The 14,656-nt window shown below is 64.2% G+C and carries 12 protein-coding genes and 1 pseudogene; 8 read left to right on the top strand and 5 right to left on the bottom strand.

Annotation, left to right across the window (positions count from 1 at the left end; genetic code table 11):
* Window positions 1-176: 176 nt before the first annotated feature.
* Window positions 177-2,006 (bottom strand): sodium:solute symporter, encoded by a 1,830-nt coding sequence (locus KFB96_RS15035; protein WP_213457679.1) that lies wholly within the window; start codon window positions 2,004-2,006, stop codon window positions 177-179.
* Window positions 2,007-2,174: 168 nt separating this feature from the next.
* Between KFB96_RS15035 and KFB96_RS15030 the strand changes: the two genes are divergently transcribed.
* Entirely contained in the window at window positions 2,175-2,540 is a 366-nt protein-coding gene (locus KFB96_RS15030) for an acyl-CoA thioesterase (protein WP_120796206.1), read from the top strand.
* A 28-nt stretch (window positions 2,541-2,568) separates the two neighbouring features.
* Here KFB96_RS15030 and KFB96_RS15025 read toward each other — a convergent pair whose 3' ends face one another.
* A complete protein-coding gene (locus KFB96_RS15025) occupies window positions 2,569-3,000 on the bottom strand; it encodes a thioesterase family protein (RefSeq protein ID WP_213457680.1) in 432 nt (143 codons plus the stop codon).
* A gap of 128 nt (window positions 3,001-3,128) precedes the next feature.
* On the opposite strand from KFB96_RS15025, the gene KFB96_RS15020 reads away from it, so the two are divergent.
* The 6 genes from KFB96_RS15020 to folK all read left to right on the top strand — a co-directional run bounded on the left by KFB96_RS15020 (window position 3,129) and on the right by folK (window position 10,071).
* The gene (locus tag KFB96_RS15020) at window positions 3,129-3,773 is read left to right on the top strand and encodes a c-type cytochrome (RefSeq protein WP_213457681.1); all 645 of its coding nucleotides are present in this window, start codon (window positions 3,129-3,131) and stop codon (window positions 3,771-3,773) included.
* Complete coding sequence (locus KFB96_RS15015) at window positions 3,770-4,480, top strand: c-type cytochrome (RefSeq protein WP_300970339.1); 711 nt, start codon at window positions 3,770-3,772, stop codon at window positions 4,478-4,480. The genes KFB96_RS15020 and KFB96_RS15015 overlap by 4 nt, the downstream gene beginning before the upstream one ends.
* 303 nt (window positions 4,481-4,783) lie before the next feature.
* Window positions 4,784-8,230 carry an acyl-[ACP]--phospholipid O-acyltransferase gene (locus KFB96_RS15010; protein WP_213457682.1) on the top strand — a complete coding sequence of 1,149 codons (3,447 nt, stop codon included), beginning with the start codon at window positions 4,784-4,786 and terminating at the stop codon, window positions 8,228-8,230.
* Window positions 8,231-8,299: 69 nt separating this feature from the next.
* Window positions 8,300-8,548 carry a plasmid stabilization protein gene (locus KFB96_RS15005; protein WP_213457683.1) on the top strand — a complete coding sequence of 83 codons (249 nt, stop codon included), beginning with the start codon at window positions 8,300-8,302 and terminating at the stop codon, window positions 8,546-8,548.
* 278 nt (window positions 8,549-8,826) lie between these two features.
* Window positions 8,827-9,333, top strand: a complete 507-nt coding sequence (locus tag KFB96_RS15000) for an Hsp20/alpha crystallin family protein (protein ID WP_213457684.1) — start codon at window positions 8,827-8,829, stop codon at window positions 9,331-9,333.
* Between the two features lie 120 nt (window positions 9,334-9,453).
* On the top strand, window positions 9,454-10,071 hold the full coding sequence (gene folK / locus KFB96_RS14995; protein WP_213457685.1) for a 2-amino-4-hydroxy-6-hydroxymethyldihydropteridine diphosphokinase: 618 nt from the start codon (window positions 9,454-9,456) through the stop codon (window positions 10,069-10,071).
* A 44-nt stretch (window positions 10,072-10,115) separates the two neighbouring features.
* Here the strand turns inward: folK and KFB96_RS14990 are convergent, their stop codons facing one another.
* Window positions 10,116-11,399 carry a DNA cytosine methyltransferase gene (locus KFB96_RS14990; protein WP_213457686.1) on the bottom strand — a complete coding sequence of 428 codons (1,284 nt, stop codon included), beginning with the start codon at window positions 11,397-11,399 and terminating at the stop codon, window positions 10,116-10,118.
* 302 nt (window positions 11,400-11,701) lie between these two features.
* Between KFB96_RS14990 and pabB the strand changes: the two are divergent.
* Window positions 11,702-13,080: pseudogene (gene pabB, locus KFB96_RS14985) on the top strand (aminodeoxychorismate synthase component I).
* A 116-nt stretch (window positions 13,081-13,196) separates the two neighbouring features.
* Here the strand turns inward: pabB and KFB96_RS14980 are convergent.
* Window positions 13,197-13,571 (bottom strand): hypothetical protein, encoded by a 375-nt coding sequence (locus tag KFB96_RS14980; RefSeq protein ID WP_213457688.1) that lies wholly within the window; start codon window positions 13,569-13,571, stop codon window positions 13,197-13,199.
* Between the two features lie 135 nt (window positions 13,572-13,706).
* Window positions 13,707-14,387 (bottom strand): hypothetical protein, encoded by a 681-nt coding sequence (locus KFB96_RS14975; protein ID WP_213457689.1) that lies wholly within the window; start codon window positions 14,385-14,387, stop codon window positions 13,707-13,709.
* Window positions 14,388-14,656: the final 269 nt, after the last annotated feature.

Here is a 14,656-nt window from a genome sequence, read left to right as displayed (position 1 = left end):
GTCCGAGCTACGGTTGGTCCTGGTGCAAACGCGTTTCGTCGCCGCTCCTAAAGCAAACCCAGTCGACGCAATTTAAATAAAATTTAAAAGACTTAAACCGCGTCTGCTCCAAGATTCAGTGATGGCGGCAAGGCCGCAGCAATCCACAACCCTCTCATCGCCCGCCATGACGCGGTTTAATCGGGAAAACACCGTCGCAAATGGGCCTTATCCGGCGGTCGCGTCACCGCACTGACCAGGATCAAGGTCAGCAGGGAGGCCGGCAGGGCGATGATGATCGGGTCTACCGACGGCCAATTGGGATAATCCGCGAGCAGACTGGTCTTGCCGTCCGTGATCATCTGCACAAGTCCGATGGCGCTGGCCTCGCGTGCCTTGATGAAGGCCAGCCAGAAGAGCGAGACGCTCATGCCGACGGTCATGGAGGCGAGTGCGCCGGCGCGGGTCACGCGTTTGGAGATGAGTCCTCCGATGTAGGCCGGCAGGAAGCTCGCCGCACAGAGTCCGAAGAAGATCGCCGTGAAGCGGGCGATGACGTATTCCTGCCGCACCGTGTAGCTGATGGTCACGGCGATGATGAGTCCGACCAGGATGGCGAGACGCATCACCAGGATGCTCGGCTCGCGTTGATGCCCCTTGTCCGAGATGCGCTCGTAGAGGTCGCGTCCGGCGGCCGTGCCGATGGTGTGGAACTGGCTCGACATGGTGCTCATGGCGGCGGCGAGCAGGGCGAGGAAGAAGATGACGCTGAACCAATGGGGCATCGCCGCCATGATGAAGGCCGGGATGATCGTGTCTGCATCGCCCTTGGTGTAGGTCGCGGCGATGGAGCGGCCGGCGACCAGCTCGAAGGTCGCGCCGTCGCCGTCTTGTGCCGAGGTGCGCTCGCCGATAATCATGGGCGCGCGCGCCGGCGCCTGTGTCTTGGGGTTGAGGATCGACGTCCAGGTCCCGGATTCTCCCTGCTGCATCAGCTCGACCAGTGCGCGGTCCTTCTCGGCATTGATGACCTCGACGACCTTGCCCTGCAGCAGCGGGCCGTGCTGTGCGAACCAGGCGTTCGAGAGGCTGCCGACGACGAAAGGCGTTCCGACCATCAGCAGGATGAAGACGGCGCCGATCGGCACCGCCCGGTCAAGCTCGCGCCGGCTGCGCACCGTCATGAAGCGCACGACGAGTTGAGGTTGAGCGAGTACGCCGATCCCTACGCCGAGCACCAGCGCGGTGATGACGGTCCACCAGAGGTCGTAGGTGGGCGCGCCCCAGCCGAAGGCGGGCATCGCGGTCCAGCCCTGATGCCCCATCTGCGCGAGCGGTGCGGGTACCATATCCGCCATGTCGGTCAGGGTTTGGTGGGCCTCGGTGATGCCGCCCAGGCTCATGTAGGTAAAGATCAGTAGGAAGATCATGGCAAAGACCATGACAAAGCCCTGGAGTGTATCGGTGTACATCACCGCCTTGATGCCGCCGGGGATGACATAGGCAGCGGTGATGAGCGCGAAGATCAGAAGCGCGACCTCGAAATCGATCCCGAACTGGGTGGCTGCGAAGATGCTGCCCCCGGTCATGACCGCAGCCGAGTAAAGCGGCATGAAGAGAAAGATCAGCGCGCCGGCGAAGATCTGGATGCCGCGACTCTGGTAGCGTTGGCCCAGCAGCTCGGGAAAGGTGTGGGCGCCGAGATGATGACCGAGTCGCCGTGTGGGCTCGCCCAAGAAGATGAAGGCGATCAAGATCCCGAACCCGATGTTGAGCACGGTAAGCCACAGCAGACTCATGCCGAAGAGTCCGGCCACCCCGCCGAAGCCGACAATGGCCGCGGTCGAGATGAAGGTGGCCCCGTAGGAGACCGCCATGATGATCGGGTGGGCGGAACGCCCGCCGACCAGGAAGTCCGCCGCCGAGCGGGTGCCGCGATAACCGAGCCAGCCGAGATAGCCGGTCGCGAAGAGGTAGACCAGAATGACGACGATGTCGACCCAGCCTACGGAAGAATGCCCCGTCATGAGTGCCCCTCAGGTTACCGAAACAGTCGTGGTTGTCTTGTCAGGACGCGCGGGGGCGAAAAATAACCTGGACGTTCGTATCGTTATATAGATCCAGCGCAGTTAAACGGCTGTTTTGACCCCCTCATGAGCAATCGTTGATCTTTCGATGACCAGGAGAGCCCGTTCGTGGAGAGTTTCAAAGTCGTACGCCCCGAGTTTCTGAACCATTACGGCTATCTGTTCGGGGGCTTTTTGTTGAAGTGGGTCGACGAGATCGCCTGGATCGCGGCCAGCCGCGATTATCCCGGCTCCCGTTTCGTCACCATCGCGATGGATCGCGTGGAGTTTCACCGCAGCGTAAAGCAGGGTGCGGTGTTGCGCTTCGACGCACTCGAGAGCTGTCGCGGCAACACCTCGATCAGCTACTCGGTCCACGTCTTCGCCGATGATCTGACGACCGGCAACGAGGAGCCGATCTTCACGACCTGCATCACCTTCGTGCGGGTCGACGAGCAGGGGCGGAAGATTCCCTTGTCTCGGCCCGGCACCTGAGAGGCTGCAGGGGGGGCGTGCCGGCTCCTTACTGCGGGCGGTCCTCGCGCAGGTAGGGCAGGATGGCGTCGCGAATCGCGTCGGAGAGACTCGAAGCGGGCGTGCCGTCCCGATTGATCTGGAGATGGATGGTTTTCGCGGTTGCGGCGAGCGTCCCGTCATCTGCCTCGAAGCGATAAGCCACGGCAAACGAGCGGGTGCGGATCTCCTCGATCGCCAGCGTGACCTCAACCCGATCACCCTGGCCGAGCGGTCGGTGATAGTCTGCCTCGGCGTGCACGAGCGGGAGCAGGATTTCGTCGTCTCGGATGAGGCGCTCGAGCGGGAGTCCGAGCTGCGCCATGAAGGCCTCGTAGGCATCGTGTGCATGGCGGAAGAGGTGGCCGAAAAACAGCCGCCCGGCCGCGTCCGTGTCGTGCAGGCGGACACTAAAAGTGTAGGCGAATTGGATTGGATCCATGTCTGACTCCGGGGGCTTGCGGCGATGATCGATTTTAACGAGGGGCCGATGACGGCGCGTCCGGTCGACTTGCCCGCGACCGACGGCGTGCGACATGATTGGGGCACGATCAGATTCGAGGAACCGCAGTGAGATCGCTCGCAATTCAATCGCTCGTCGTCCTGGCCGCCTGTGTCGGGGTACTTTCGGCACCGCCCCTGTTTGCTCAAACCAAAGGCGATCCCGAGATCGGTGCGACCATCGCGGCGCGCGTCTGTGTGGCCTGTCATGCCGAGGACGGGGCCAGTCCGATGCCCAACACGCCTCGGCTGGCCAGCCAACATGCGACCTATCTCGTCAAGCAGATGAAGGACTATCGTGCCGGGCGGCGTACCAGCCAGGTCATGGGCAATTTCATCGGCGGACTGACCGACGAGGAGATCCCGCACGTCGCCGCCTATTATGCCGCTCAGGAGGCGATCCCGGGCGTGGTGACGGATCCTTCGCTGCTGAAGCTTGGCCGACGAGTGTACGACGACGGCAATCCGGGCAGCGGCGTACCGGCCTGCTCCGGTTGCCACGGCGACGAGGGCGAAGGTACGCGTCGCTTCCCTCGGCTCGCCGGTCAGGACGTCGGCTATACCCTCGAGCAGATGCGCCTTTATGCCGTCGGCGAGCGGACCAACGACCGAGGGCTCATGCAAACGGTGGCCGATCGAATGAGCGAGGCCGAAACCCTGGCCGTGGCCCAATACATCGCCAGCCTGATGGTCCTCGAAACGGAGGAGGAATGAACGCCATGATGACCCGTCTCGTCGGCCTCGGAGCCCTCGTACTCGTGCCCGGCCTCGCCTCGGCATCTCCGCCGGCACAACCCCATGCGCCCGGCATCGAATCGCCCGGCTATGTCTGGAACGCGCCCAACGAGGATCAGATGATCGCGCTGGCCCATCGCGCCGACCCCGCGAACGGTGAGGAGGCCTATGCCGTCTGTCGCGGCTGCCATCAGGCGGATGGCTCGGGTCGCGGCGACGCCCTCTATCCGCAACTGGCCGGCCAGCATGCAACGGTCTTGATCAAGCAGATGGTCGACGTGCGCGCCGGGCGGCGGGACAACCCCAAGATGCACCCCTTCGTTGCCGAGTGGGTGGTGTCCCCCGAGGAGGTCGCCGACATCGCCGCCTATCTGTCGCAGCTCCCGATTCCACCGACCAATCTCAAAGGCGACGGCACGGCCCTGGCGCGCGGCCAAACCCTCTACGAGAAGGACTGTGCGACGTGCCACGGCGCGCAGGGCGAGGGCGATGCCGAGGAGTTCTACCCCCGTGTCGCGCATCAGCACGTCAGCTATCTCGACCATGAGTCCAAGCTGATTCGCGACGGCGGGCGACGCAACGCCAACCCGGAGATGGTCAAGGCGATCAAGGGGTACAGCGACACGGATATCGCGGCGGTCAGCGACTATATGTCCCGCCTATCGGCTGAATCGCGTCCCGAGTGATCGGTGATGTGTCGAGGATGGACGCGGATCGGTGGACCCTGCGAATGCCTGCAAGGCGTGGGGCGACTTAAATCGCCCCTTGCACTCTGCTCGTTGTCGTTGTCGTCCGAAATCCGATTACGACAACGACAACGACAACGGAAAAGTGCTCGTGACACCGCTCACGCGGTGTCACGCCTCTCCCGGCGCTCCGCGCCACATGCCACCTTGGTCGCGGTAATGCACGAGGTCTGTCCGTTGAAATAACGCGGTCTACAGCCGACAACGACAACAATCTCGGTCGACGCCAGGGGGCGCATTCGCATGGGTCAGCTTTTCCGCATCACCGGTTTCGTTGCCTATATCGGCATGCTCTTTCTCAATGCCTTCGTGGACTTGGGTCACAAGATCATCATCCAGAACACGCTCTTCAAGACCTATGACGGCGATGCCCAGATCCTGCTGACGGCGATCGTCAATGCGCTGATTCTGCTGCCCTTCGTGCTGTTGTTCACGCCGTCCGGCTACCTGGCCGACCGTTTCCCCAAGCATCTGGTGATGCGCGCGAGCGCCTGGGTGGCGGTCGCCGTCACGCTCGCCATTACGGGCTTCTATTATCTGGGCTGGTTCTGGGCGGCCTTCGCCATGACCTTCCTGCTGGCGATGCAGAGTGCCTTCTATTCACCGGCCAAATACGGCTACATCAAGGAGTTGGTCGGCAAGGAGGCGCTGGCATCCGCCAATGGTTGGGTCCAGGCGACGACCACGACGGCGATCCTGGCGGGGATCTTCTTCTTTTCGGTCCTGTTCGAGGGTCGCCTGGCCGGCCTGAGCTACAGCACGCCGGACGAGGTGATGGGGATGATGGCCCCGCTCGGCTGGGTACTGGTCGCGGGTGCCTTGATCGAGGTCATGCTGGCCTACCGTCTGCCCGCACTTGCGCCCGGTACCGAGATGCGATTCGTCTGGCCGGATTACGCCAGCGGTCGTTATCTGCGCAACAATCTGCACGCCGCGTGGGACAACCAGGTGATCTGGCTCTCGATCGTGGGGCTGGCGATCTTTTGGTCGATCGCGCAGGTCATCCTCGCCGCCTTCCCGGCGTTCGCGAAAGAGACCCTCGGCGAGACCAACACGGTGGTGATCCAGGGCGCGCTCGCTTGCTCGGGTATCGGCATCATCCTGGGCTCGGTCCTGGCCGGGCGGGTCTCGCGCAATCATATCGAGACCGGTCTGATCCCGGTCGGCGCGCTCGGCGTCGCGGCGGCGCTCTTTGTCCTGCCGGGTCTGGGATCGGCCTGGGCGCACGGGTTGAACTTCCTGTTGCTCGGTTTCCTCGGCGGCGTCTTCCTGGTGCCGCTCAATGCCCTGATTCAGTTCAATGCCGGCGAGCAGGGTCTCGGGCGGGTCCTCGCGGCCAACAACTTCATCCAGAACATCGTGATGCTGAGCTTTCTCGGGCTCACGGTGCTCGCGGCCTATCTGCACATCGGCGGTCTGACAGTGATGCTCGCGCTCGCCGTCGTCGCGCTTTGCGGGGCCATCTATACCCTTTATCAGTTGCCCCAGTCGATGGTGCGCTTCCTGATGGCGAGGGCCATGTCGACCCATTATCGGCTCGACGTCATCGGCTTGAAGAACATGCCGGCGCAGGGCGGCGTGCTGATGCTCGGCAACCATATCAGTTGGGTCGACTGGGCGATGGTGCAGATGGCCAGCCCGCGGCCGGTGCGCTTCGTGATGGAACGGGTGATCTACGAGCGCTGGTATCTGCGCTGGTTCCTGGACTTCTTCGGCGTGGTGCCCATCTCGGGCGGGCGCAGTCGCGAGGCGATCGCGACCGTCGCGCGATTGCTCGACGCCGGCGAGGTGGTGTGCGTCTTTCCGGAAGGCACCATCAGCAAGAACGGGCAGCTCTCCGAGTTCAAGCGCGGCTTCGAGAAATCCGCCCGCGCCGCCACGTCCGGCGTCATTCTGCCCTTCTATCTGCGCGGTCTATGGGGGAGCCGCTTCTCCTACGCCAAGGAGAAGCTCAAGGCCAGTCGCCGCGAGGGTCGGACCCGCGACGTGCTGGTCGCCTTCGGCCAGCCGCTGCCGCGCGAGGCGAGCGCGGAGCAGGTCAAGCAGGCGGTCTTCGAGCTGTCGGTGACCTCCTGGCAGACCCACATCGCGACCCTGCCGACCCTGCCCGCGGCCTGGCTTGCGGCGGCGAAACGGCGTCTCGGCGAGGTGGCCGTGATCGATTCGATCGGGACTCGCCTGACCAATCGGCGCCTGATCGCGGCGGTCCTGCTGTTCGCGCGTCGGATCAAGCGTCTCGCCCCCGAGCCGGCCGTCGGCATCCTGCTGCCCGCGAGCAGCGCCGCGGTCATCGCCAATCTGGCGGCGTTGCTCGTCGGCAAGCAGGTGGTCAATCTCAACTACACCGCGAGCAGCGAGGCGTTGGTGGCCGGGATGCGCAACGCCGGCGTGCGCCATGTCGTCACCTCGGATCGCTTCCTCGCCAAGCTGCAACAGCGCGGGATCGACCTGGACGCAGCCTTCGCCGAGACGACGCTCCATCCGATGGAGGGGTTGCGTGCCGAGATCGGCAAGGCGGAGGCGCTGGCGCTTCTCGGCATCGGCATGCTCCTGCCCGCTAGTGTTTTACTCCGGCTGTTCGGGCGGCCCGGTCGCCCCGACGACACCGCCGCCATCCTCTTCTCCAGCGGCAGCGAGGGCACGCCCAAGGGGATCGAGCTCAGCCATCGCAACATCATGGCCAACGTGCGGCAGATCTCGGATGTGCTCAACACCGAGCCGGAGGATCTCATCCTCGCCAACCTGCCGCCCTTCCATGCCTTCGGCCTCACGGTGACCACCTTCCTGCCGCTGCTCGAAGGCATCCCGATGGTCTGCCATCCGGATCCGACCGACGCGGTCGGCACCGCCAAGGCGATCGCCCGCTATCGTGCGACCGTGTTGTGCAGCACCTCGACCTTCCTGCGGCTCTATATCCGCAATCAGCGCGTCCATCCCCTGATGCTTCAGTCCGTACGTGTGGTGGTCGCCGGTGCCGAACGGCTTGCCCCGGAGGTCCGCGATGCCTTCGCACTCAAGTTCAACAAACCCATCTACGAAGGCTACGGTGCGACCGAGACCACGCCGGTCGCCAGCGTCAACGTCCCGGATGCACTCGAGACCGAGACCTGGAAGATCCAGGCCGGCTCGCGTCCCGGTACCGTGGGTCTGCCGCTACCCGGCACCAGCTTCCGCATTGTCGATCCGGAGAGCTTGCAGACCCTGCCGCCGGGCGAGGACGGGCTGATCCTCATCGGCGGCGTCCAGGTGATGAAGGGCTATCTCAACGACCCGGCAAAGACTGCGGATGTCGTCGTCGAGCTGGACGCTCAGCGCTGGTATAAGACCGGCGACAAGGGCCATCTGGACCCGGATGGCTTCCTCACCATCGTCGATCGCTACTCGCGCTTCGCCAAGCTGGGAGGGGAGATGATCAGCCTGGGCGCGGTCGAGGATCAGGTCCGCCGCATCCTCGGCCAACCCGAGCTGGAGCTGGCCACCGTCAACCTGCCGGACGAGCGCAAGGGCGAGCGCATCCTGCTCCTGGTCGCCGGCGAGATCGACGCCGATGGCCTGCGCAAACGTCTGATCGAGGCCGGGATGAATCCGTTGAGCATCCCCGCCGAGGTGCTGCAGGTCGAGGCGATCCCCAAGCTCGGCAGCGGCAAAACGGATTTCGGCGCGGTGAAGCGGCTGGCGTTGGCGGCTTGAGGCGGCGAGCCCCGGGATCGGCGACGTGCAGTCGACGATGGAATCATCTTCGAAGCCTGGAATAGAGCGATGGCCAGTATCACGATCCGCAACCTCGACGATTCCATCAAGACAAAGCTGCGCATGCGTGCGGCCAGTCACGGGCGTTCCATGGAAGACGAAGCCCGCACCATCCTGCGCGCCGTGCTCGGTCAGGAGACGGCCCCCGGAACCAATCTGGTCCAGTGCATTCGTGCCCGATTCGGACCCCTGGGTGACGTCGACCTCCCGCAACCGGACCGCGAATGCATGCGTGAGCCGCCCGGTCGAGCCGGTTGAGTCGTCGGTGATTGTCCTCAAAACGGTTGATCCGTGGCAGCCCTAACCCAGCAGAGCCGGAACCAAGAAACGTCGTCGAAAGCTCTGCGCGATGTCGTTGTCGTAATCGGATTCCGGACGAACACGACAACGACAACGACAACGACAACGATAAATTCCGTGACGGTTTGTTCAAGACTTGCGGCTCAAGGGCCTAATGTTGTCCATGGCCGGCGACGGGAGCAAGCCCAGACCTCTGAGCTATACTTAAAGTGGGAATAGAGGACAGGAGGACTGCCATGAAAACCAGAAGCAAAGCGATTGGCGAAGCGGTCCCGCGTCGGGAGGCGACACTCTTCGACGAGATGGATCGCGCATTCGACGACTTGATGCCGGGCGGCCCGCAGCGCGGTTGGCGCCACGGCTGGATGCACCCGTTCCGTGAGATGTGGCCGGAGTGGGCGCGCCTCGAGCAGGCGGTCGAGATGACCCCGAAGGTCGACTTGATCGACCGCGAAGAGGAGCTTGTGGTGCGCGCCGAGGTGCCGGGCGTCGAGAAGCAGGATCTCGAGATCGAGCTGGTCGGCCAGGTGTTGACGCTCAAAGGCGAGCGCAAGCATGAGCAGACCGAAGAGAAGGGCACCTACTACCGGTCCGAGATCGCGCGCGGCAATTTCATGCGGTCGCTGCGACTGCCGGACAACGTGGACCTGGAGAACGCCAAGGCCGAGTTCAAGGACGGTGTGCTCGAGGTCCATCTGCCGAAGACCGAGAAGACGGAGCGTCGGCGGATCGAGGTTGGGTAATCGACAAGGCGCTTGGAGCGCCCGATCGCACACCATCGTGTGTGCGCCGACCGCCCCCGGTCATCCGCGAGAACGGATGCCGGGGGCGGTCTTTTTGCGGATGCGTTCGAGGCGGCTTCCATGACCCTGATTGATTCTTCCCCCGGACGGTTGGCCCTCGGTGTGCCCGTCGCCGTCTGGATCGGCCTCGGCAGCAATCTGCAGGGGCCGGAGCGGCAGGTGAGGGCGGCCCTCGCGGAGCTGGCCGCGCTGCCCGAAAGCCGTCTGCGGGCCGCCTCGCGCCTGTATCGGACCGCGCCCGTCGGCCCGCCCGGCCAACCCGACTACATCAACGCGGCGGCCCATCTCGAGACCCGGCTGGCGCCGCGGGCACTCTTGGCGGAGCTCCATCGGATCGAGCTGGCCCACGGGCGTCGTCGCGACGGTACCCGTTGGGGGCCGCGTATCCTGGATCTCGACATCCTCATCTACGGCGACGCGCGGATCGACGAGCCCGGCCTGACGATCCCGCACCCGGAGATGGCCCGACGTGCCTTCGTGCTGGTGCCGCTGGCCGACGTGGCGCCGCCCGATCTCGCGGTGCCCGGCGTCGGGATTTTGGCCGAGCTGCTTGAACGGTGCGAGCGCGATGGGGTGGAGCCCTTGGGTGATCAGGCGGCAGGCGTGAACCTGTCGGCGATCGGGTCGGGCGCCACCGGGCACCTCAAGGAGCCAAGCAAGAACAACGGGGGCCAATAGGGCGGGGCTCTCAAGCTCACCCCACTGGTCTTGTCCGGTCTGCGCTACCCTTGCGCGATGAGCGAGCCCTCTGCTGAGCATTCGGTTTCTCGGCAGTCGGGCCGGGGGTGGCTCGGCGCCGGCTTGATGTCCTCGGCACGGAGGCTTGTGCCGGGCAGCACGCAGTCCGCGACCTCGGGCTTCTCGCCCGTGAACATCCACTCGACGACATGGGCGAGCTGGTAAGAGATCAGCGGCGGGACCGCATCCCCGATGTGGCGGTACTGATTGGACAACGACACGCCGCCGAACCGGAATTGCTCAGGAAACCCTTGAAGGAGCGCCAGCTCCCTGAGGGTGCAGAGTCGATGCTGCTCCGGATGGCTGTAGCGGCCGTTGCCGACGTGTGCGCATTCGCGCTTGATCGTGACCGCCGGTCGGTTCCATGCCATGCGTCCGTAGACATCCGGGTGGGATCCGAAGTCCCGGGCTGCGACGCAGCGTTTCATCGCGGGCGTCATGAGGAGGTCAGCGTCTCGATGGTCCCGAAGATCGATCCACGAGCCTCCGTCGACAGGGATCGCATGCAGGCGAGCGAGCGTTGCGTCGTTCATCCCGGGCGAGACGTGGAAGGGATCCTCCGGGTGACGCTCTCCCGCAGACACCGGCGGCAGGTGACCGATGCCTCGGCGCACGTGGGTGGCCGTGCGCTCGACCTCGTAGCCGTGCCAAAGGTCTTCGAGGCCCTTCGCGCCGATCGGGAGGCGCGTTGCGATCACCAACGCGCGCTCCCGTCGCTGGGGTAGGCCGAATCTGTCCAGCATGTGGACTGTCGCCCGGACGTCGTAGCCCATCCGCTCAAGCCGCCGACGAAGCTCGCGGAAGTGATGCGCGAAGTTGCCCTTCAGGAGCTCTCGGGCGTTCTCCATGACGAGAACCCGCGGCCCGAGTGTGCGCACCCAGTGCGCCGTGCGCAGCACCAAGCTGTTGCGGTCGTCGTCATCCAGGTGATTGTTTGGATTTGCCCGAGAGAATCCGGTGCAGGGTGGGCACGCGGACAAGACATCCAGATCCTGCCCGCCGAGGAAGTCGCGCCTCGCCGCTTCGATCAGGGCATCGTCGACCCGGGCGAGATCGGTCGAGACCGGCGCGACACCGAGATTGATCCGAAACGTCTCGTTGCAGCCCGAGCGACCAATCCCGCTGCTTGGCTTGCCCCGTTCGCCGTCGAATGCGGCGACGACCCGGAACGACGGATGCGCGTGGAAGCCGTAGCTCATGCCACCGGCGCCCGAGAAGAGATCGATCAATGTGCGGCGGCGATTTTTGCTCGGGCGGAGAAGGGGCATCGACAAGACTTCCTGGTGGCGGACGAAAGAGCCTGGGTCAGGGCTGCAGGGCCCCTCGGGGTGGCGGCGGAGGAGACGAGCGATCAGGATGTCACCGACGATCGCTGTTGCAAGCCTCCCGACCACGCATGCCCGGAAGGTCTGCAGGGGATGTAGGTGCGCCTAAATCTGCACCGACATGCTGGTCATTCCTTTCCTGGACATCACTTAGGGCGTCCCGACACGGCTTACAGCCATGCACGGCCGGGTGTCTTGGTTCCCGGAAGTTGTCCTTAAAACCTCCAATTGCCGGATTCAGGTTGATGCCCCCCTGCATACGCGAGTTTCCCTATCGCCCCGACAGCAGTCCATTCTTCGAGACCCTTGTAGGCCGCGCTTGGCCCGTCTTTCTCGATAGTGGCCGGCCGGCGAGCACGCTCGGGCGCTACGATATCCTGACCGCCGACCCGCGTGTCACCTTGGTGACGCTCGGGGATCGGACCGAGATTCGAGACGCGCAGGGCGTGCGCAGCTCCCCCGCGGATCCCTTCGCGTTGCTGGACGCGGCGCTTGGGCCGCGGCGACCCCGCATTCCCGGTCTGCCCTTCCGGGAGGCGCGATCGGCTACTTCGCTTACGATCTTGCCCGGCGTCTGGAGCACCTCCCGAGTGTGGCCGAAGATGCGGAGGGAATCCCGGACATGGCCGTCGGGATCTATGACTGGGCGCTTGTGGTGGATCACACGCGCGGCTGTTCCCGGCTCATTGCGCAGGACGAGGCGTGTCTCGACGAGGTGTTCGAACGTTTGATTCGCGCCTTGTCCGCGGCGGATCCCGCGACCGGTGCCTTTCGGGTCCTGGCGCCCGTTCAGTCCAACCTGAGCCGCGCTCAGTATCTGAGCGCACTCGACCGCATCCGCCGTTACCTGCACGAGGGCGACTGCTATCAGGTCAATTTCGCACAACGCTTCGCTGCCCCGGCGCAGGGCGACGCCTGGCAGGCGTACAAGGGACTTCGGCGGCTGAATCCCGCACCGTTCGGGGCCTATCTGGCGACACCCGACTGCAGGATCCTCTGCTCCTCGCCCGAGCGCTTCCTGCGCGTGCGCGGCGATCGGGTCGAGACCAAGCCGATCAAAGGGACCAGACCGCGGGGAAGCTATCCCGCCGAGGATCGGATGCTCGCGGAGTCACTGCGCCGAAGTCCCAAGGATCGGGCCGAGAACCTCATGATCGTCGACCTGCTGCGCAACGATCTCGGCAAGGTCTGCGCCATCGGCAGTGTGCATGTCCCGACGCTCTTCGAAGTGGAGAGCTATACGCGGGTTCATCATCTGGTCAGCACGGTCCGCGGTCGTCTCGCCGAGGGGCGCAATGCGGTGGATCTCCTGCGGGCATGCTTCCCGGGCGGCTCCATCACCGGTGCGCCCAAGCTGCGGGCCATGGAGATCATCGAGGAACTGGAGCCACACCGTCGCGGAGTTTATTGCGGCGCCATCGGCTATCTCGGCTACGACGGGGCCATGGACACCAACATTGCCATCCGTACCCTGGTCCACTCCGCCGGTATCATCCGCCTCTGGGCCGGCGGCGGCATCGTGGCCGACTCCGACCCCGAGGCCGAGTATCGCGAGACCTACGACAAGGCGGCGCCCTTGTTGGAGCTTCTGGAACGGCTGCACACCGAACAAACGGGGCGTTGAGCTCGGCGGCGAGACCCGGACGAGTCTCTCGGATCAGGTATTGCCCGTAGCCGGGACGCCGCCGATCGCAACGCACCGATCGTTACTCGCCGCCTCGCGGGGCCATCCGACGCGATTCATCGAATCACATCGATGCGAGAGGCGAAACAATAACCGTTGTGGCGACGACTGTCGTCCACGACGACCATGACGCTCTTGTTCGTGGCGAGAGCGAGCTGTGCTTGGTCCAGCATCCGAAACCCTCTGACCGCATCCGTGAAGTGACCGCTGCAGCTGAAGCTCACCCAGTCGGCAAGGCACGCCGGCAACAGGTTCTGCGGATTGGAGCTCAAGGCGGCCATGCAGCCGCCGTAAGTGCTGTCGGCGGAGATCAAGACCCGATTGATCTGTGCCGTAACGACGGCCTCGGCGGCCAAGACCGAGCTGTTGGGTAAAACGGAAAGCAGAACAGCGGCGACGGCTGCTCTGTTGCTGATCGAAACAAAATTCATCGGTGCCCCCGGCATTTTGCCGTGTTTGAAGGCGTTGAAGCGCGGATAATGCTGTGCGTCGGCGCGTATCCCCAAACATGAACACACGGCGCCTGTTGCCCCGGGTTTCGCACCGAAACCCACACGACCCACTCCTCAAAGCATGGTTCCGAGTCCTTCGGTCTCGATTGGTGGCCCGATGTCCACAGGCTCCCGTTCCTGGTTTTGGTTCGGACACGGAGAATCGGCGTCGAGCTGGGTGCCGATCTCGATGACCTCGGTGGATGTCCGGGGAAGAGACCAAACATCCGTTTCGTTCGCGTCTAGGGTCCGGCCGATCTGGATCGGTACGGGTTCCGAAGCAGAGTAATACTCGGCGACAGGCGCATCGGCGTCGAGGGGTTCCCCGATCTGCACAACGTTGGGCCAGGCCGCTCGACCTGTCTCTATGACCGGGATCGGATCACTGATGTCGTGACTGCGCCGCGGTTGTGCTGGTCCTTTGATTCGAAAAGTCTCTAAACCCCGCGCATCCGCGCGGAATGCCGCTTCCGCCGCCGGCGGTGCGGGTATGACCGCGGCGACGGGATCCGGCGTCGTCGCCTCGGCGTGCACAACGTCGCTAACCGGCGCCATCGGCTGATGGTCGATCGATTGCTTGTCCGGTCGTGCCCGCTCGTCCGGAGCGAGTACGAAAGCGGCAGTCGCTGCAGCAACAAGAACGAGAGCAAGATTTCGACGAGTCACGTTTCGGGTATCGAGGTGGTATCCGGTTGAATGCGGTTCAGTTTCGTGAGTGTGATTCGATGGACGGGAAGCAAGACAGGCCCGATGCACACCGGGCTCATTTCAAAAGCACACGCCAGCCTCCTTGGTTCGGTAAGCAGGCCCAGCAGGGCTCTACCGGCAGCACGTCCCCGTCGGGTGCGATGGCGACAATGACTTCATTCGAGAATTCACTGCATACAAGGCCGTCTCGCGTGCAGGCACGAACAGCCAGATAGTGCAGCTGTCCGGGTGTAAGTCCATTGATGACGGCGGTCGTTTGGGTAGTATCCACCGAGCCTACGTATGCCCGGCTCGCTTGCCCGAAATGGACCTGGTAT

Origin of the sequence: Thiocapsa sp. (assembly GCF_018399035.1) — a bacterium.
Taxonomy (GTDB): Bacteria; Pseudomonadota; Gammaproteobacteria; order Chromatiales; family Chromatiaceae; genus Thiocapsa.
Note: the sequence above shows the minus strand (reverse complement) of the source record. Positions and strands in the feature narration are given on the sequence as shown.

What these genes read in the sequence shown, in the direction of transcription:
- KFB96_RS15005 (WP_213457683.1), top strand. Translation starts at nt 8,300, where the DNA reads ATGGCCAGTATCACGATCCGCAACCTCGACGATTCCATCAAGACAAAG.
- KFB96_RS15025 (WP_213457680.1), bottom strand. Translation starts at nt 3,000, where the DNA reads ATGGATCCAATCCAATTCGCCTACACTTTTAGTGTCCGCCTGCACGAC.
- KFB96_RS15000 (WP_213457684.1), top strand. Translation starts at nt 8,827, where the DNA reads ATGAAAACCAGAAGCAAAGCGATTGGCGAAGCGGTCCCGCGTCGGGAG.
- KFB96_RS15035 (WP_213457679.1), bottom strand. Translation starts at nt 2,006, where the DNA reads ATGACGGGGCATTCTTCCGTAGGCTGGGTCGACATCGTCGTCATTCTG.
- KFB96_RS15015 (WP_300970339.1), top strand. Translation starts at nt 3,770, where the DNA reads ATGAACGCCATGATGACCCGTCTCGTCGGCCTCGGAGCCCTCGTACTC.
- KFB96_RS14990 (WP_213457686.1), bottom strand. Translation starts at nt 11,399, where the DNA reads ATGCCCCTTCTCCGCCCGAGCAAAAATCGCCGCCGCACATTGATCGAT.
- KFB96_RS14980 (WP_213457688.1), bottom strand. Translation starts at nt 13,571, where the DNA reads ATGAATTTTGTTTCGATCAGCAACAGAGCAGCCGTCGCCGCTGTTCTG.
- KFB96_RS15010 (WP_213457682.1), top strand. Translation starts at nt 4,784, where the DNA reads ATGGGTCAGCTTTTCCGCATCACCGGTTTCGTTGCCTATATCGGCATG.
- folK (WP_213457685.1), top strand. Translation starts at nt 9,454, where the DNA reads ATGACCCTGATTGATTCTTCCCCCGGACGGTTGGCCCTCGGTGTGCCC.